This window comes from Streptomyces sp. NPDC002276, assembly GCF_053891435.1.
The window spans coordinates 475,057-491,396 of record NZ_JBSFCQ010000005.1 but is presented as its reverse complement, the minus strand read 5'-3'; the positions used below and the strand labels follow the sequence as shown (position 1 = coordinate 491,396).

Below are 16,340 nucleotides of genomic sequence, written 5' to 3'. Positions count from 1 at the left end.
GCGGGGGGGCCACGGCGGGGTGTCGAGAGCCCCACCGTGCTCGGCGCTGCGCGCCTCCGCGCGCTGGGGCTCTCGACACCGGCGCGCCCCTACGGCTCCCTCTCGGCCGGCGCGTGGGGACAGTGCAAGTGGGTGGGCCCTTGCCCCGAGTTACTCCGTGGCGATGGCTCGGAGTAGGTCCAGATGTGCGGCTCGGCGGGCTGGGCGGAGGCCTGCCAGTGCGCCTGCTGTTAGGCCTACCAGGGCTACCAGGAGGAGTTGTTGGGGTGGGATGGAGAAGGTGAAGGTGCTGTCGCTTGCTCCGTCCGAGGCCTTTACCAGGACCCAGCCCAGGAAGGCGCCGAGGGTTAGGCCGCCCAGTGTGCCGAAGGCGGCTAGCAGGATTGACTCCCAGCGGATCATGGCCCTGAGTTGGGGGCGGGTCTGGCCTACGGCCCTCAACAAGCCTAGTTCTCGGGTGCGTTCGTGGATCGCCAGGGTCAGTGTGTTGGCGATGCCCAGGAGGGCGATCAGGACTGCGAGGGCTAGTAGGGCGTAGACGAGGGTCAGCATCATGTCTATGCCGCCTGCCGAGGACTGGACGTATTCGTGGCGGGTCTGGACTTGTGGGGCTCCGTAACGGTCGGCGATCTGCTGGACGGCCGCTTTGCCCTTCGCCGTGCTCACGCCCTTCGTGAAGGAGACTGCGATCAGTGTGTCCGAGTCCTGGGTGCGGTGTGGGGCCCAGGCGGCTCGCGTGATGACGTAGTCGCCGGCGAGTTCGGACCGGCCGTAGACCGCGCGGACCGTGAAGGTCTTCTTCTTGCCGTCGGTGAAGGTGAGTTGGGTTTTGCTGCCGGGGGTGAGGTGTTGGCGGTTCGCCTCTGTGCGTGTGATGGCTATGCCGTCGGTACCCAGGGTGGTCAGGGAGCCCTGAACCTTGCCCAGGTCGAAGGTGCGGGCCAGGGCCGTGGGGTCCGTCACCGTCAGCGCCCTTCCCTTGCCGTTGACTTCGGCCACTCCTCGGCCCAGGCCCACTGCTGTGTCCACCTCGGGCAACTTGGCTATGGCTCCCGCCAGTTGAGGGCTCAGTCCGCTGCCGCCCGCGCCGAAGGACGGGGTGCTCACCGCCACGTCTCCGGCGAAGGACCGGGACACGGTCTGGTCCATCGTGGCCTTCAGTGAGGCTCCGAACACCGTGAAGAGGGATACCACGGCCACGCCGATCATCAGGGCGCTCGCGGTGGCGGCCGTGCGGCGGGGATTGCGTAGGGCGTTGCGGCGGGCCAGGGCGCCGGTGATGCCTCGCAGTCGGTCGAGTGGGATGCCCAGGACTCGTACTGCCGTGGACGAGGCTACCGGGCCCAGGACCACGAAGGCGATCAGGGCCAGCAGTGCCCCAAGTCCCGCCAGCGGCAAGGACGGTGAGACCAGTACGCCCGTGAGTGTCGCGGCTACCGCGAGGGTGGCCAGGGTCATTCCGGTCACTGCTCGGGTGCGAGATGCGCCGGACTCGTCGACCGCCGTCTCACGGAGTGCGGCCAGGGGGGCGGTGCGGCCCGCGCGGATGGCCGGCATGAGGGCGGAGGCCAGACAGACGATCGTGCCTACCAGGAGGGGGAGGGTGAGGGAGAGCGTGTGGATCACCAAGTCGCCGTTCGGGAAAGGGAATCCGATGGTCGGGAACAGTGCCTGGAGTCCGGCTGCGATGGCGATGCCGCCTGCAAAGCCCGCTGCCGACGCCGTTACGGCTACCACGCTCGCCTCGGTGACCGTGGCTGCGGTGACCTGGCGGCGGGAGGCACCCAGGGCACGCAACAGGGCGTTCTCGCGGGTGCGTTGGGCGATGACTATGGCAAAAGTGTTGTGGATGGAGAAGGTCGCCACCAGGAGGGCGATGCCTGAGAAGACGAGCAGGAACGTGGTGAAGATCGTCAGGAATTGGGAGGAGATCATGTCCGTGTTCTCCTGTGCCGACTGCTGGCCCGTGATCGCCTCAACTCCCTTGGGGAGGAAGGGAGTCAGGCGGTCTACCAGTTGGCGCTGGCTGATACCGGGGTCCGCGCGCACGCTGATGCTCGATGCCTCGCCGGGCTTGGCTGTGAGGTACTTCTCGGCGTCCGTCTGTGTCATGCCGGTGAACGTCACCTGCGCCATGCCGTCCTCGCCTGCGAAGGTCGCCAGGCCCACGATCTTCACCTTGACGGGGTTCGGTGTGCGCAGTGTCGTGGTGTCACCTAGCTTCAAGTGACCCTTGTCCGCGGCGCCTCGGTTGACCACCACCTCGCCGGGGGCGGTGGGAGTGCGGCCTTCCGCCAGGCGGTACGGGTTGAGTTTCGGGTCGGTGATCCAGTTGCCTGCGAGGGTGGGCGGGCCCTTGCCGCCGATCGGTTTGCCGTTGGCGCCCACCAGTTGGCCTGCGCCCTGGATGCTGGGGGCGGCGGCCGCGACGCCGGGGATCTGGGTGATGGTCTTTGCCAGGGATGTACTCACCGGTTGTCGTACGCCCTGGCTCTCGCCTGGGGTTGTGATGGCGTCCGCGCTGCGGACCACGGCGTCCGTGCCGCTGGTCGCGTCGCCGAACATCGTGTCGAAGTTGGCGCGGAGAGTGTCGCCCATGACCAAGGTCCCGGCGAGGAAGGCGACACCCAGGAACACGGCGAGGAACGTACCGGCGAAGCGCCTTTTGTGGGCCCGCAGGGAGGACATGCTCAGGCGTACGGACGCGTTCATGACCTCACCTCGAAGGCCTTGAGGCGGTCCAACACCCTGTCGGCCGTGGGAGATTCCATACGGTCCACCAGGCGTCCGTCGGCGAGGAAGACGACCTCGTCGGCGTGGGCGGCGGCGACCGGGTCGTGGGTGACCATGACGACCGTGCGGTCCGTCTGTCGTACGGCGCGGCGGAGCAGGCCGAGGACCTCGCCGCCGGAGCGGGAGTCGAGGTTGCCTGTCGGCTCGTCGGCGAAGACGACCTCGGGGCGGCCCGCGAACGCCCTTGCCACGGCGACGCGTTGCTGCTGGCCGCCGGAGAGTTCGGAGGGGCGGTGGTGGAGGCGGTCACGCAGGCCTACGACGTCGATGAGTTCGTCGATCCAGTCGTGGTCGCCGCTGGTGCCGGAGAGGTCGAGGGGGAGGGTGATGTTCTCTGCGACGGTCAGGGTCGGGATCAGGTTGAAGGCCTGGAAGACGAAGCCGACGCGGTCTCGGCGGAGGAGGGTGAGACGCCGGTCGTCCAGCGCGTCGAGTTGGGTGTCGCCTATGTAGGCGGCTCCGGAGGTGAGTGTGTCGAGTCCGGCCGCGCAGTGCATGAGGGTGGATTTGCCTGAGCCGGACGGGCCCATGATCGCGGTGAAGCGGCCGGCCGGGAAGTCGACGCTCACCCCGTCCAGGGCGCGAACGGCGGTGTCGCCGACGCCGTAGACCTTCACGGCGTCGACGACCCGCGCGGCCGTGCGGGTGGTGGTCCGGGTGGTCACGCCGGGCCGCCCTTGCCTACGCGGCCGAACTGCTCGTCCAGGACGGACAGTCGGCGCCAGTACTCGTCCTCTTCGATCTCACCGGAGGCGAAACGGCGGCCGAGGACGGCCAGGGGGGAGTCGCCGGTGGGTCGCATGTCGTTCATGGCGCGCCAAGGGGCTCCGCGTCCGCGCCAGGCCGTGCGGCGGAGCACGGTCACCACGCCTACCACCACGGCCGCCCAGATCAGCGGGAAGAACAGGATCCACGGGCCGGGGCCGCCGCCGTTCCAGTTCGCCAGAGTCTGCATGTCGATTCATCTCCAAGGAGTCCTGAGCCCTCAACGGGCTTCCTGTGATGTATCGAGACTGGCTCCGGGGAGGGGTCGGGGTCGTCGTACGGCCAGCGGCAGTGTGTGTACCTCCCGGGGAGTATGTGGGGTTGTTCCGGCTGCTTCTTGGGGTCTCGACTTCTGTAACTACTAGTATGTACAGTCGTTGTGTGAGCACTTCGGAGCGGTTGATCGAGTCCACTCGCGAGTTGTTGTGGGAGCGCGGGTACGTGGGCACCAGCCCCAAGGCGATCCTGGAGCGCGCGGGCGCCGGGCAGGGCAGCATGTACCACCACTTCAAGGGCAAGCCGGATCTGGCGCTGGCCGCGATCCGGCGGACGGCCGAGGAGCTGCGTGCTGCCGCCGAGGGAGTACTCGACGGGCCGGGCACGCCGTACGAGCGGATCGAGGCGTATCTGCGGCGCGAGCGCGATGTGCTGCGGGGGTGTCCGGTCGGGCGGCTGACGATGGATCCGGATGTGATCGCCAGCGCCGAGTTGCGTGAGCCGGTCGACGACGCGCTCGACGCGATCCGTGAGCGGCTCGCCGGAATCGTCGAAGAGGGCAAGGAGCAGGGGCAGTTCGGGACGGAGCTGGACGGTGAGGAGATCGCGTCGACGATCCTCGCGACCGTGCAGGGTGGGTATGTCCTGGCCCGTGCGTCCGGTTCGGCAGGGGCGTTCGACGCGGGTGTCCGGGGGCTGCTGTCCCTGCTCTCCCCCATGTCCTCCACTACTTCCATGTCCTCCCGATAGGAGTCCAGGCACGTGCAGATCAGCAGGAAGCGCCCCGACACGCGGCAGGGTCCGGCGGAGAACTTCACCGGCACGGTGTGGCTCGACGAGCTCGCGGCGCCCGAACCACCGTCCCGGATACGGATGTTCAGCGTGCACTTCACGCCCGGCGCGCACACCGCGTGGCACACCCATCCGCACGGCCAGGTGCTGTATGTGACGGAGGGCGAGGGGCTCGTGCAGCGCAGGGGCGGTGCCGTCGAACCGATCCGCGCGGGCGACACCGTGTGGATCGAGCCGGGCGAGTGGCACTGGCACGGCGCCGGACCGCGCACGTTCATGACGCATCTCGCCGTTGTCGAGGCCGCCGAGGACGGTACGACCGCCGACTGGCACGGGCCCGTCGATCCCGCGAACTACCCCTCCTGAGGAGGAACTTGATGCACGCCATGCAGTATGAACTCACCCTGCCCGCCGACTATGACATGGGCGTCATCCGGGGGCGGGTGGCGCGGGTCGGGCAGCTGCTCGACGACTGGGACGGCCTCGGCTTCAAGACGTATCTGCTGCGTGAGCGCGGGGTGCACGGTTCACCGGTCAACCAGTACGCGCCGTTCTACCTGTGGAACACGGTGGAGGGCATGAATCGCTTCCTGTGGGGCGGCGCCTTCCAGCGGCTCACCGACGACTTCGGGCGGCCGGAGGTGCGGCAGTGGACCGGCCTCGCCTACGAGGAGGGTGGGGCTGCGGGCTCCCCCGCCGCCGTCGCCGTGCGCAGTCGGCGGCCGATACCGGAGGGGGTTGAACTGGCCGCGGTCATGGAGGACGCCGTCGGTGAGACCCTGCGGCTGGCCGGGGAGGACGGCGCGGTGGTCGCCGCGTCGGCCGTCGACCCGCGCGGCTGGGAGCTGGTGCACTTCTCGCTCTGGGAGCACGACAGGCCGAAGGCGGAGGGGGACGTGTTCCAGGTGCTGCACGTTTCGGAGCCCGGGCGGGGCGCGTTGCCACGCGGTCGGCAGTGGTAGGGGGGAGTGGCGTCGCCGCCGTTCGTACGGTGCTGGGGGATGTGGAGCCAGGGGAACTGGGGGTGTGCGACGCGCACGACCATCTCTTTCTGCGCAGTCCCCGACTCCCGGGACAGGAGCTGGAGGACGCCTCGGCCGCGCGGGCCGAGTTGGCCGCGTTCCGTTCGGTGGGCGGTGGCGGTGTCGTGCAGTGGACGCCGTACGGGATGGGGCGGCGGGTCGCCGATCTGCCCTCGCTGTCCCGGGGCGCGGGTGTCCATGTGGTGTGCGCGACCGGGTTGCATCAAGCGGCCCATTACAGCCGGGAGTTGTTGGCCGGCCTGCGCGGTCGGCTGGCCGAGGTTTTCGTCGCCGAGTTGACGGAGGGCGTCGGGCCGTCGGGTGTCCGGGCCGGGGTGATCAAGGTCGCGGGCGGCTTTCACGGACTCGACGCGCATGCACGGTGGACGATGGCCGCTGCGGCCGAGGCTCACCGTGCGACGGGGGCGCCGATCGCCGTCCACCTGGAGATGGGCACGGGCGCGCTCGATGTACTCGACCTGTTGTGCGGGGAGTTGGGCGTCGAACCGCAGCGGGTGATCCTCGGGCATCTCAACCGCTCCCCCGATCTCGTGGTCCAGCGGCAGGCCGCGGAAACGGGGGCCTACCTCGCGTTCGACGGCCCGTCCCGCGCCCACCACGCCACGGACTGGCGGATGCCGGACGGAGTGCGGGCGTTGGCCGAGGCCGGTTTCGGTGACCGGCTGCTGCTCGGCGGGGACACGGTGGTCGCGGGCGCCCGCTCGGTGGACGGGGGTCCGGGGATGCCGTATCTGGTGCGGCGGGTCGCGCCACGACTCGCGCTGGAGCTGGGCGAGGAGCTGGTGGGGCGCGTTCTCAGGGAGAACCCCGCGCGGGCTTTCGCCGTCGACTGGCGTTGAGAGGAGGGTGCGGTACGCCTCCGCGCCGGAGGCGGTCGTCGAGGGGTGACGAGGGCCCGATATGTTCGACGCGGACATCGAACATGTGGAGCTCGTGTGCAGACGACAGTGGAGCCGCCCAGAGCGGCGGAGGCTGAGGATGTCGCGGCGGCGGGGTGGCCCAGGTCCTGGCCGCTGCTGTTGCTGGGGGCGGCCGTTCTTCCCGGGCTGCTGCTCTTCTCCGTCGGGCGGTGGCTGGACTCTCCGGCCGTGCAGGCCTGGCGGACCGTCTGTCTGGCCATCACCACGCAGGCGCTGCCCTTCCTGCTGCTGGGCACGGCGCTGTCGGGGGCGATCAACGCGTTCGTTCCGGCGCGGGTGTTCACGCGGATCCTGCCGAAGCGGGCCGCGTTCGCGGTGCCGGTCGCCGGAATGGCGGGGGTTGTACTGCCGGGGTGCGAGTGCGCGTCGGTGCCGGTCGCGAACAGTCTGATCGGGCGCGGGGTGACCCCGGCCGCCGCGTTCGCGTTCCTGCTGTCGGCGCCCGCGATCAACCCGGTGGTGCTGACCGCCACGGCGATCGCGTTCCCCGCCAGTCCGGTCATGGTGCTGGCCCGGCTGCTCGCCTCGCTCGCCACCGCCGTGGTGATGGGCTGGCTGTGGCTCTGGCTGGGGCGGGAGGAGTGGCTGCGTCCGGCCGTGCGGCATGCCGGGCACCAGCCGGGGCAGAGTCGCTGGACGGAGTTCCGGACCGGGTTCCAGCACGACTTCCTGCACGCCGGTGGGTTCCTGGTCGTGGGGGCGATGGCGGCGGCGACCTTCAATGTCGCCGTACCGCGTTCCGTGCTCGACACGTTCGCCGGTTCGCCGTGGCTGTCCGTGCTGTTCCTGGCCGCGCTCGCGATCATCCTCGCGGTCTGCTCCGAGGCCGACGCGTTCGTGGCGTCCTCGCTCACGGGCTTCTCCCCCACCGCGCGGCTGGCTTTCATGGTGGTCGGCCCCATGGTGGACCTGAAGCTGATCGCCCTCCAGGCCGGCACGTTCGGCCGGGCCTTCGCGGCCCGCTTCTCCGCTGCCACGACGGTCGTCGCGGTCCTGTCCAGCGCGCTGATCGGAGCCGTACTGCTGTGAGACGCCCCCTCCAGGTGACCCTGCTCGTCCTCAACGGCCTGGGCCTGCTGCACGCCTCGCTCTTCACCGACCTGTGCCTGCGCTACGTCAAGCCGAGCATGCGCCCGATGCTCGTCGTGTCGGGGTTCCTGCTGATCCTGCTGGGCATCGCGGAGGCATGGTCCCGCCCGAAGGCGGACGCCGGTCACGACCACGCCGAACCCGCTGAAGAGCACGCGGGCCACAACCACTCCAAGGTGCCCCGCGTCGCCTGGCTGCTCTTCCTCCCCGCGCTCAGCCTCCTCTTCTACGCCCCGCCCGCCCTCGGCGCCTACACCGCCTCCCGCGCCGCGCCCAAGGCCGTCCCCCAGCAGGACTCCTTCGATCCGCTGCCCGCGACCTCGCCGCTGCCGATGACCCTGACCGACTTCACCACCCGTGTGCAGCAGGACCGCAAGGGGACCATCAAGGGCCGCACCGTCCAGATGACCGGTTTCGTCACGCCCGACGGTGGAAGCACATCCTGGGACCTGACCCGCATCATGATCTCGTGCTGCGCCGCGGACGCCCAGTCCATCAAGGTGCGGGTCTACGGCATTCCCGCCCTGGCCGCCAACACCTGGGTGACGATCACCGGGACCTGGCACGCGGGCGGAACCCTGGGCACGAGTTCCGCCCCGGCCGCGCTCGACGGCGTCACCGTCGAGAAGGTCGCCAAGCCGGTGAACGCCTATCAGGACGCCCTGCCGTTCCCGACTTCCCGGTGAGCGGGGTCTAGGCCACGGAGATGTCCACGGACGGGCGCAGTTTCGACGCGGCGGCCAGTGCCTCGTGCATGGGGTGGGTGTCGAAGGCTGTCAACAGGGCTTCGTTCGGGGGGAGTTCGGACGCCGGGTAGGCGATCTGCTCGTAGGCCGCCTGGAAGCGCGGGCCCCAGCGGCGGGTGCCAAGGCGGGCCGTGCGGGAGCAGTTGTCGACCATGTACGCCACATCGCGGGCGTGCATGTAGGGCAGCAGGGAGTCCACCGCCTCGATGACCGACTCGTTGACGATCTCCGACCAGGGGTGGCCGCGCTCGGCGAACTCGTCGACCTGGGCGGTCATCGTCGCCACGAACACCCCGGCGGTGAACGGCTCGACGGGCAGGGCGCGTTCGGCCCGGCAGGCGCGGACCTCCGGTCCCGCGGCCCACATGGGTGAGCCGCCGATCCCGCTCATCTCCCGTGCGCCGAGCCGCCGTTCGGCGAGGACGACGCTGCGCAGTTCGGTGCCGTCGGCGACCTCGTCGTAGATCTCGGCGACGATCTCGCGGGCGGGGCCGTAGGTCGCCGAGTACGCGCGGTCGAAGACCTCGCGTCCGGCCGGGTCCAACTCCTCGCGGACGGCGCGGAGTCCGGCGTGCGAGATGGTCCGGGCGATGGGTCCGGTGACGTTCTCGCAGGAGCGCTCGTACGCGGTCACCGGGTCGTCGCCGGACAGGCGGTAGCGGGTGTAGAGGCTCTCGACGATGCCGTGGACAGCGCCGAGCAGGATGGCGCGTTCGCCCACGATGTCGGAGCGGTACTCGCTCTCCAGGGTGGTGCGGAAGGTGTACGGCGAGCCGAGCGCGACCGACCAGCCGAGCGCGCGGTCGGTGGCCTTGCCGTCGGGGTCGGCGTGGACGGCGTAACTGCTGTTGATTCCCGCGCCGTTGATCTCCGCGCCCTGTTCGTAGAGGCGGCGCACGGAGTCGCCCATGCCCTTGGGGCAGACGGCGATGACGCCGTGTCCGGACGGGAACTCGCCGCCGGTGGACCGGAGATGGCCGAGGAGGAAGCCGTGGGAGAGGCCGATGGTGGCGCCGGGCTTGAGGGCCGCGAAGATCTCCTCGTGGTGGGCGGCGAGGGCCGCGTCCGCGATGAGGAGGATGACGAGATCGCTGTCGGCGGTGACGGCGAGCCAGTCGCCGAGTGTGCCGTCCTCCTCGGTGAAACCGTGGGCGCGGGCGTCGGCGGCGGACGCCGAGCCGGGGCGCAGTCCGACGCTCACCGTGATGTCCGTACCGGCGAGGGAGTCGCGCAGGTTGCGGGCCTGGGCGCGGCCCTGCGGGCCCCAGCCGATGACGCCGATGCGGCGGACGCCCGCGAAGGCCCGCGGGAGCAGCGGGAAGAGGTGTCGGCCGCCGCGCAGGATGGTCTCCGTGCCGCCGGGCACGTCCATCGTTTCGAGGGTGAAGACGGCGGAGGTGTGCGTGGTCGAGGTCATGGTCGAGTTGTAGGCTCCGGGCGGGTGTTGCGGCAAGCGCAATCTGTGCAGCGGGCTGTTGCGAGAAGTGAAAGGGCGAGGTCGAGGGATGCGGGACGACCGTCGGGAGCTGCGTCTTTTCCTGCATCTGGCGCAGACGCTGAACTTCGGGCGGACGAGTCTGGACTGTCATGTCAGTCCGGCGACGCTGACGCGGACCGTGCAGCGGCTGGAGGCCGGCCTCGGGCACCGGTTGTTCGACCGTGGGGCGCGCGGGGTGTCGTTGACGGCGGAGGGGCACCGGTTCCGTGAATACGCCGTCCAGGCAATGGAGTTGTGGCGCGCCTACCGCGAGGAGCATCCCGACCCGGCCGAACTCACCGGCAGGCTCGCCCTGTTCGCCACGGTGACCGCCTGCCAGGCCCTGTTGCCCGACCTGTTGGCGCCCTTCCGGGCCGCCCATCCGCAGGTACGGCTCGATCTGCGCACCGGTGACGCGGCGGCCGCGCTGGCCCGGCTCGACGAGGGTGAGGTGGACGTGGTGGTCGCGGGCATTCCGGCGCGGCTGCCGGAGCCGTTGGTGAGCCGGACGGTCGCGGTGAGCGAGCTGGTGCTGGTCACCGCCCTGGACCGTCCCGATCCGGGGCTCGACGGCCCGTTCGTGCTGCCGCACCGGGGGCTGGTGCGGGAGGCGGCCGACCGCTGGTTCCGGGCCCGGGGCACGACACCGGACGTGGTCTGTGAACCGGACGGCCACGAGGGGCTGTTGACGCTGGTCGCACTGGGCTGCGGGACGGGCGTCGTGCCCCGGCTGGTGCTGGAGTGCAGTGCCGTACGGGAGCGGCTGGCGGTCGTCGCGGCGGATCCCGCGCCGGAGCCGCTCCCGATCGGGCTGTGCGTACGGCGGGCCGACCTGCGCCGCCCGCTGGTGGCGACGCTGTGGAGCCTCACGGCTCCCTGGTAGGACCGGTGCCTGCCTTCGGAGCGTCTGCTAGTCCAGGTCCACCGGACCGTCGTCCTTCTTGTCGTCCTTCTTCGCCGGGAGCTGGAGCAGGTTCTTGACGTCCTCGCCGGGGCGGCGGCCGTCGTTGTCCGCGTTGCCCAGGTTGCCCCGGACCGAGTCGAGGATCGTGAGGCCCTGCGAGACCAGTCCGGCCGCGATCTCGCCGAGGCCGTCCGCGCCGTTGAGGACGTTGACGTTGGCGCCGGCGAGGCCGCCCGCCGCTTCCTTCACGATCTGCGGGAGCTGGTCGATCAGCATGCGGTCGAGCGCGACCCGGTCGTAGGAGGCCGCCGCCTCGGCCTGGATCTTCATGCGCTCGGCCTCGGCGATGGCGAGCAGCTTGATCCGCTGGGCCTCGGCCTCGGCCGGCTTGACGATCTCGGCGACGAGCTGCTGCTGGCGCAACTCGGCCTGGCGCTGCGCGAGTTCGGTCTGCGCGGCGAGCACTTCCTGCTGGGCGTGGGCCTGCGCGAGCGGTCCGGCCTGCGCGGCCTGTGCCTGGGCGCGGTCCACCTCGGCGGAGTACTCGGCCTTGACGACGGCGGTCTGCCGGGCGTACTCGGCCTGGTTGCGGGCCGCGGCCTGCTGCGCCTCGGCGGAGGCCTGGGTGGCCTGGGCCTGGGCGATCTGGGCCTGCCGCTGGATGGCCGCCTTGTGCGGGGCGGACATGGCCTCGATGTAGCCGGTGTCGCCGTCGTCGATGGACTGGATCTGGAGCGAGTCGACGATCAGGCCGATCTTGGCCATCTCGATCTTCGAGGTGTCCAGCACCTCGGCGGCGAGCTTCTGCCGCTCGGTGACGATCTCCTCGACCGTCATCGAGCCGATGATGGACCGCAGGTGACCTGCGAAGATCCGGCCGGTCAGGACCGACATCTGGTCCTGGTCGGACAGGAAGCGCTGGCCCGCGTTGATGATGCTCTCGGTGTCGTTGCCCACCTTGAAGGCGATGACGGCGCGGACGTTCAGCGCGATGCCCTGCCGGGTCACGCAGGTCTCGGTGACCTCTGCCTCGCACATCGCCAGGGTGAGGAAACGGGTCTTGCGGAAAACCGGGAGCACGAACTTTCCGTGCCCCGTCACCACTCGGAACGGCGCGCCCCCCAGTCCCCGCCTGCCACCCGAGATCAGCATCGCCTCATCGGGAGCGGGAACGCGGTAACCGAACATTGGTACTCCTCACTCTGCGCCGGCGGGGTCCCCGCCCAGCGCGTCCAATGGATCCACCCATTCGATGACGTGGACCTCACGACCCCCACGCGACTCGATCACGAGCACGGTCGCCCCCGTGGGCAGAGGATCGTCAGACCAGGCGAGGAAGGTCTCGGAGCCGCCGCGGACGCGCACCAGGATCTCGCCGGGGCCCGCGCTTCCTCGGGTTCCGATGATCACCTGCCCCGTGCATCCGATCACGGGCTCATCCTGCGGCATCACCGGCCGCCCTCCATCCTCTGGCCTTAGGTTTCCGACGATAGACCTACTCTGCCCCGGCTCCCAACGGGCTGGTCGATTCCTTCCGTCACGTGCCGTCCGCGCGGTCAGGAAAGGGCCGCCAGCGGGTCGTCGAGCACGGGCTGCCACGCCAACTCGGCGGCGCCGACCAGGCTGTTGTGGTCGAGGGTGCAGGCGAGGATCGGCACGCCCCCGCTCTGCCCCCACAGGCTGCGGTCGGCGACGACCGCGCGCAGCCGCTCCGGGTCGGCGTCCAGGAGTGTGCGGTGCAGTCCGCCGAGGATGATCCGGTCGGGATTGAGGATGTTCACCAGCCCTGCGAGCCCCAGCCCGAGCCGGTCGATCAGGGTCTCGGCGGCCCTGCGGACGGACGGGTCGTCGTAGTGCCGGCGGATCAGGTCGTTGGACTGCTGGAGCAGGGACACCTCGGGGCCGGGCTCCCGACCGGCGGCCGTGAGGAAGGCGAGCGGGTCGGCCTCGACGTCGAGACAGCCGCGGCTGCCGCAGTAGCAGGGGCGGCCCTCGGGGTTGACGGTGAGGTGTCCGACTTCGAGCGCGAGCCCCGAACTCCCCGTGTGCAGACGCCCGTCGAGGACCAGCGCGCCGCCCACACCCCGGTGTCCGGTCGCCACGCACAGCAGGTCGCGGGCGCCCCGGCCCGCTCCGTGCCGGTGTTCGGCGAGCGCGGCGAGGTTGACGTCGTTGCCCGCGAACGCCGGTCCGGCGATGCCCGCCGCGCGCACGCACTCGGCGAAGATCCGCCGCACCGGTGCCCCAGCGGGCCAGGCGAGGTGGAGGGGGTTCAGTGCCAGCCCCTCGGGTTCGGCGACGGCGGACGGTACGGCGAGTCCGGCGCCCACACAGCGCCGACCCGTCTCGCGCAGCAGATCCGCACCGGCCTCCACCACCGAGCCGAGCACCTTCGCCGGGTCGGCGTCCACGGCCTCGCAGCCGGGGGCTGTCACCACGATCTGGCCGCCGAGCCCGACGAGCGCGGCCCGGAAGCCGTCGGCGTGCACCTGGGCGGCGAGCACGACGGGTCCGTCCTCGGCGAGGGCCAGCCGGTGCGAGGGGCGGCCCTGCGAGCCTGCCGCCGCGCCGGGCCTCGCGTCGACCCTGATCAGGCCCAGCGCCTCCAGCTCGGCGGCGACCGCGCCGGCCGTCGCGCGGGTCACGCCGAGTTCGGCGGTGAGCACGGCGCGGGTGGGGGCGCGGCCGGTGTGCACGAGCTCCAGTGCGGGGCCGAGGGCACCGCGGCCCCGGTCCAGCCGCGCTCTTGAGGTTGTCCCTTCGCCGCTCATGTGGGGGAGTCTCCCATGATCCGTAGAGAGCCGTTCGGGGCGTGTTCACAGTTGCGGCCGGTGGGGGCTGGTCGCGCCCCTGCTGAGTTTGCCCCCGTTTTAGAAGCCGCTGACCCTCAGCGTCACGTTAAGTCTCCCCCTCAGCCCCAACTCCCCCGGCGCCGTGCCCTCGTACACCCTCGGCACCCCGTGGTACGCCAGTCTCGACGCCCCGCCGAACACGAACAGGTCGCCGCTCCTCAACTCCACGTCCGTGTAAGGCTTCGTGCGGGTCTCCGTGTTGCCGAAGCGGAAGACGCAGGTGTCGCCGAGGCTCAGCGACACGACCGGTGCGGTGGACTTCTCGTCGCTGTCGCGGTGCATGCCCATGCGGGCGTCGCCGTCGTAGAAATTGATCAGCGCGATGTCGTACGACGCGGTCGGCGTCCCCAGTGTGTCGGTGACCGCTTGTCGCCCCAGCTCGTCGAGCCAGGCCGGGAAGGGTTTGACCGGGGTGCCGTCGCCGTCGGTCGTCGTGCGGGAGTAGGCGTACGGGTACCAGTGCCAGCCCAGGCACGCCTGGCGGGCGGTCATCGTGCCGCCGCCGGGGGTGTGGACCGTGCGCAGGCCTGCGGGTGGGCGGGCCCAGTCGCGGCAGGCGGTCAGGAGGTCGCGCTGGCGGGCCGGGTCGAGCCAGTCCGGCACGTGCACCGCGCCCGGCGCGATCTCCGTGCGGGCCCGGGGGAACAGCTCGGCGTCCATGCGCACCATCCTGCCCCGACCGGCCGTGAGCTGGTACTCGGTTAGCCTTGGCGCACGATGGACGACCATATCGACCGCATGACGACACCGTGGGGCGACCGCGCCCTGGCCCGCTTCCCCGAGGACCCGCGCGACCGGCTGCGCGCCTGGGACGCCTCCGACGAGTACCTGCTGCGACACCTCGCTGAACAGGACACCCCGCCGTCCGGGACGGTGGTGATCGTGGGCGACCGCTGGGGCGCCCTGGCCACGGCGCTCGCGCAGCACGGCCCGGTGCAGATCACGGACTCGTTCCTCACCCAGGAGGCGACGAGGGCGAACCTGGCCCGGAACGAGGTCGCCGCCGATTCCGTACGGCTGCTCACCACCCAGGATCCGCCGCCCGAGCGCGTCGACGTCCTGCTGGTGCGGGTGCCCAAGAGTCTCGCGCTGCTGGAGGACCAGTTGCTGCGGCTGGCGCCCGCGGTGCACGCCGGTACGGTCGTGGTCGGTACCGGCATGGTGAAGGAGATCCACACCTCGACGCTGAAGCTGTTCGAGCGGATCCTCGGCCCGACCCGGACCTCGCTGGCCGAGAAGAAGGCCCGGCTGATCCACTGCACGCCCCGGTCGTCGGGGGTCCGTGCCACGAATCCGTGGCCGCACAGCTACGTCCTGCCCGACGGCATCGGTGTGGTGTCTGGGCGGACCGTGGTCAATCACGCGGGTGTGTTCTGCGCCGAGCGCCTCGACATCGGCACCCGGTTCCTCCTCCAGCACCTGCCCTCAAGTCGCGGTCCCCGCCGGGTCGTTGACCTCGGGTGCGGCAACGGTGTCGTCGGTACGGCGGTGTCGCTGGCCGATCCGGAGGCCGAAGTCCTGTTCGTGGACGAGTCGTTCCAGGCCGTCGCCTCCGCCGAGGCCACGTACAAGGCCAACGGGGTGCCGGGGCAGGCCGAGTTCAGGGTCGGGGACGGGCTGACCGGGGTCCCGGCCGAGAGTGTGGACCTCGTGCTGAACAATCCCCCGTTCCACTCCCACCAGGCGACGACCGACGCGACGGCCTGGCGGATGTTCTCCGACGCGCGGCGCGCGCTGCGGCCGGGCGGAGAACTCCACGTGATCGGCAACCGGCATCTCGCCTACCACGTGAAGCTGAAGCGCTTGTTCGGCAACAGCCAACTCGTCGCCAGTGACGCGAAGTTCGTGGTGCTGAAGGCCGTCAAGCGCTAGGGCCTGGTGCGGCGAGCACGCCGATGATCCGGGAGACCGCCCCGGCCATCGCCTCCCGCCCCACGCTCAGGTACTTGCGGGGATCGACCGCCTGGGGATGTTCGGCGAGGTAGGCGCGGATCGCGCCGGTCATCGCGAGGTTGAGGGCGGTGCCCACGTTGACCTTGGTGATGCCGCCCGCGACGGCCGCGATCAGCTCGTCGTCGGGGACTCCCGAGGAGCCGTGCAGGACGAGGGGGACGTCCAGGGTGGCGGCGAGCCGCTTGAGGAGGTCGTGGTCGAGGGTGGCCGTACGGGTGGTCATGGCGTGCGTGCTGCCGATGGCGACGGCGAGGGCGTCCACGCCGGAGTCGGTGACGAAGGTGCGGGCCTGGGCCGGGTCGGTGCGGGCGCCGGGTGCGTGGGCGTCGAGCGGCGGCTCGCCGTTCTTGCCGCCGACCTCTCCCAACTCGGCCTCGATCCACAGTCCTTGGGAGTGTGCCCAGTCGGCGGCGGCGCGGGTCGCGGCGAGGTTGTCGGCGTACGGGAGGCGAGCCGCGTCGTACATCACCGAGCTGAACCCGGCGGCGGGTGCCTGTCGGAGCAGGTCGTCGCTCTGGACGTGGTCGAGGTGCAACGCGACGGGTACGGCGGCCCGTTCGGCGGCGGCTACGGCCGCGCGGGCGAGCGGGAGGAGGCGGCCGTGGCGGAACTTGACGGCGTTCTCGCTGACTTGGAGGACGACGGGGGCGTCGGCGGACTCGGCGCCGGTGATGACGGCCTCGATGTGTTCCAGCGTGATGATGTTGAAGGCGGCCACGGCGGAGCGGGCCTCGGCGGCGCGGGTGACGAGTTCGCCGGTGGTGACGAGGGGCACGGCTTCTCCTGTCCT

The 16,340-nt window shown here is 70.8% G+C and carries 17 protein-coding genes; 8 read left to right on the top strand and 9 right to left on the bottom strand.

Going from position 1 to position 16,340, the window contains the following annotated elements; genetic code table 11:
- Nucleotides 1-150: 150 nt before the first annotated feature.
- From ACWIHT_RS16815 to ACWIHT_RS16805, 3 genes are read right to left on the bottom strand one after another with little or no spacing between them, the layout of a single operon-like run.
- Entirely contained in the window at nucleotides 151-2,712 is a 2,562-nt protein-coding gene (locus ACWIHT_RS16815; RefSeq protein ID WP_456168819.1) for an ABC transporter permease, read from the bottom strand.
- Complete coding sequence (locus ACWIHT_RS16810; protein ID WP_456168817.1) at nucleotides 2,709-3,458, bottom strand: ABC transporter ATP-binding protein; 750 nt, start codon at nucleotides 3,456-3,458, stop codon at nucleotides 2,709-2,711. The genes ACWIHT_RS16815 and ACWIHT_RS16810 overlap by 4 nt, the downstream gene beginning before the upstream one ends.
- Nucleotides 3,455-3,748: an SHOCT domain-containing protein gene (locus ACWIHT_RS16805; RefSeq protein WP_456168815.1), complete on the bottom strand. Its 294-nt coding sequence runs from the start codon at nucleotides 3,746-3,748 to the stop codon at nucleotides 3,455-3,457. Before ACWIHT_RS16805 ends, ACWIHT_RS16810 begins: the two co-directional genes overlap by 4 nt.
- A gap of 176 nt (nucleotides 3,749-3,924) precedes the next feature.
- Between ACWIHT_RS16805 and ACWIHT_RS16800 the strand changes: the two genes are divergently transcribed.
- The 6 genes from ACWIHT_RS16800 to ACWIHT_RS16775 all read left to right on the top strand — a co-directional run bounded on the left by ACWIHT_RS16800 (nucleotide 3,925) and on the right by ACWIHT_RS16775 (nucleotide 8,304).
- The gene (locus ACWIHT_RS16800) at nucleotides 3,925-4,524 is read left to right on the top strand and encodes a TetR/AcrR family transcriptional regulator (RefSeq protein WP_456168813.1); all 600 of its coding nucleotides are present in this window, start codon (nucleotides 3,925-3,927) and stop codon (nucleotides 4,522-4,524) included.
- A 12-nt stretch (nucleotides 4,525-4,536) separates the two neighbouring features.
- The gene (locus ACWIHT_RS16795) at nucleotides 4,537-4,932 is read left to right on the top strand and encodes a (R)-mandelonitrile lyase (protein WP_456168811.1); all 396 of its coding nucleotides are present in this window, start codon (nucleotides 4,537-4,539) and stop codon (nucleotides 4,930-4,932) included.
- An 11-nt stretch (nucleotides 4,933-4,943) separates the two neighbouring features.
- Nucleotides 4,944-5,528, top strand: coding sequence for a DUF4865 family protein (locus ACWIHT_RS16790; protein WP_456168809.1), 585 nt, complete (start codon nucleotides 4,944-4,946; stop codon nucleotides 5,526-5,528).
- 41 nt (nucleotides 5,529-5,569) lie between these two features.
- Nucleotides 5,570-6,448, top strand: coding sequence for a phosphotriesterase family protein (locus ACWIHT_RS16785; protein ID WP_456168807.1), 879 nt, complete (start codon nucleotides 5,570-5,572; stop codon nucleotides 6,446-6,448).
- Nucleotides 6,449-6,544: 96 nt separating this feature from the next.
- Nucleotides 6,545-7,558 carry a permease gene (locus ACWIHT_RS16780; protein WP_456168805.1) on the top strand — a complete coding sequence of 338 codons (1,014 nt, stop codon included), beginning with the start codon at nucleotides 6,545-6,547 and terminating at the stop codon, nucleotides 7,556-7,558.
- Nucleotides 7,555-8,304, top strand: a complete 750-nt coding sequence (locus ACWIHT_RS16775) for a TIGR03943 family putative permease subunit (protein ID WP_456168803.1) — start codon at nucleotides 7,555-7,557, stop codon at nucleotides 8,302-8,304. Before ACWIHT_RS16780 ends, ACWIHT_RS16775 begins: the two co-directional genes overlap by 4 nt.
- A gap of 7 nt (nucleotides 8,305-8,311) precedes the next feature.
- Here ACWIHT_RS16775 and ACWIHT_RS16770 read toward each other — a convergent pair whose 3' ends face one another.
- Nucleotides 8,312-9,781 (bottom strand): ketol-acid reductoisomerase, encoded by a 1,470-nt coding sequence (locus tag ACWIHT_RS16770; protein ID WP_456168801.1) that lies wholly within the window; start codon nucleotides 9,779-9,781, stop codon nucleotides 8,312-8,314.
- Between the two features lie 88 nt (nucleotides 9,782-9,869).
- Here ACWIHT_RS16770 and ilvY point away from each other — a divergent pair, with 88 nt between their 5' ends.
- Nucleotides 9,870-10,724 (top strand): HTH-type transcriptional activator IlvY, encoded by an 855-nt coding sequence (ilvY, locus tag ACWIHT_RS16765; RefSeq protein WP_456168799.1) that lies wholly within the window; start codon nucleotides 9,870-9,872, stop codon nucleotides 10,722-10,724.
- 27 nt (nucleotides 10,725-10,751) lie between these two features.
- Here the strand turns inward: ilvY and ACWIHT_RS16760 are convergent, their stop codons facing one another.
- The 4 genes from ACWIHT_RS16760 to ACWIHT_RS16745 all read right to left on the bottom strand — a co-directional run bounded on the left by ACWIHT_RS16760 (nucleotide 10,752) and on the right by ACWIHT_RS16745 (nucleotide 14,257).
- Entirely contained in the window at nucleotides 10,752-11,933 is a 1,182-nt protein-coding gene (locus tag ACWIHT_RS16760; RefSeq protein ID WP_456168797.1) for an SPFH domain-containing protein, read from the bottom strand.
- Nucleotides 11,934-11,942: 9 nt separating this feature from the next.
- Nucleotides 11,943-12,194 (bottom strand): hypothetical protein, encoded by a 252-nt coding sequence (locus ACWIHT_RS16755; protein WP_406450662.1) that lies wholly within the window; start codon nucleotides 12,192-12,194, stop codon nucleotides 11,943-11,945.
- Between the two features lie 107 nt (nucleotides 12,195-12,301).
- Nucleotides 12,302-13,516: an ROK family protein gene (locus ACWIHT_RS16750; RefSeq protein WP_456168795.1), complete on the bottom strand. Its 1,215-nt coding sequence runs from the start codon at nucleotides 13,514-13,516 to the stop codon at nucleotides 12,302-12,304.
- 99 nt (nucleotides 13,517-13,615) lie between these two features.
- A complete protein-coding gene (locus ACWIHT_RS16745; RefSeq protein ID WP_456168793.1) occupies nucleotides 13,616-14,257 on the bottom strand; it encodes an alpha-ketoglutarate-dependent dioxygenase AlkB family protein in 642 nt (213 codons plus the stop codon).
- Nucleotides 14,258-14,335: 78 nt separating this feature from the next.
- Here ACWIHT_RS16745 and ACWIHT_RS16740 point away from each other — a divergent pair, with 78 nt between their 5' ends.
- Nucleotides 14,336-15,469: a methyltransferase gene (locus ACWIHT_RS16740; protein WP_456168855.1), complete on the top strand. Its 1,134-nt coding sequence runs from the start codon at nucleotides 14,336-14,338 to the stop codon at nucleotides 15,467-15,469.
- Here the strand turns inward: ACWIHT_RS16740 and ACWIHT_RS16735 are convergent.
- Nucleotides 15,459-16,325 (bottom strand): class II fructose-bisphosphate aldolase, encoded by an 867-nt coding sequence (locus ACWIHT_RS16735; protein ID WP_456168791.1) that lies wholly within the window; start codon nucleotides 16,323-16,325, stop codon nucleotides 15,459-15,461. The two genes, ACWIHT_RS16740 and ACWIHT_RS16735, sit on opposite strands and share 11 nt — an antisense overlap.
- Between the last annotated feature and the right edge of the window lie 15 nt (nucleotides 16,326-16,340).

Coding starts and splice junctions, on each gene's coding strand:
- ACWIHT_RS16815 (WP_456168819.1), bottom strand. CDS start 2,712: ATGAACGCGTCCGTACGCCTGAGCATGTCCTCCCTGCGGGCCCACAAA.
- ACWIHT_RS16805 (WP_456168815.1), bottom strand. CDS start 3,748: ATGCAGACTCTGGCGAACTGGAACGGCGGCGGCCCCGGCCCGTGGATC.
- ACWIHT_RS16800 (WP_456168813.1), top strand. CDS start 3,925: ATGTACAGTCGTTGTGTGAGCACTTCGGAGCGGTTGATCGAGTCCACT.
- ACWIHT_RS16790 (WP_456168809.1), top strand. CDS start 4,944: ATGCACGCCATGCAGTATGAACTCACCCTGCCCGCCGACTATGACATG.
- ACWIHT_RS16770 (WP_456168801.1), bottom strand. CDS start 9,781: ATGACCTCGACCACGCACACCTCCGCCGTCTTCACCCTCGAAACGATG.
- ilvY (WP_456168799.1), top strand. CDS start 9,870: ATGCGGGACGACCGTCGGGAGCTGCGTCTTTTCCTGCATCTGGCGCAG.
- ACWIHT_RS16760 (WP_456168797.1), bottom strand. CDS start 11,933: ATGTTCGGTTACCGCGTTCCCGCTCCCGATGAGGCGATGCTGATCTCG.
- ACWIHT_RS16755 (WP_406450662.1), bottom strand. CDS start 12,194: ATGCCGCAGGATGAGCCCGTGATCGGATGCACGGGGCAGGTGATCATC.
- ACWIHT_RS16750 (WP_456168795.1), bottom strand. CDS start 13,516: ATGAGCGGCGAAGGGACAACCTCAAGAGCGCGGCTGGACCGGGGCCGC.
- ACWIHT_RS16745 (WP_456168793.1), bottom strand. CDS start 14,257: ATGGACGCCGAGCTGTTCCCCCGGGCCCGCACGGAGATCGCGCCGGGC.
- ACWIHT_RS16740 (WP_456168855.1), top strand. CDS start 14,336: ATGACGACACCGTGGGGCGACCGCGCCCTGGCCCGCTTCCCCGAGGAC.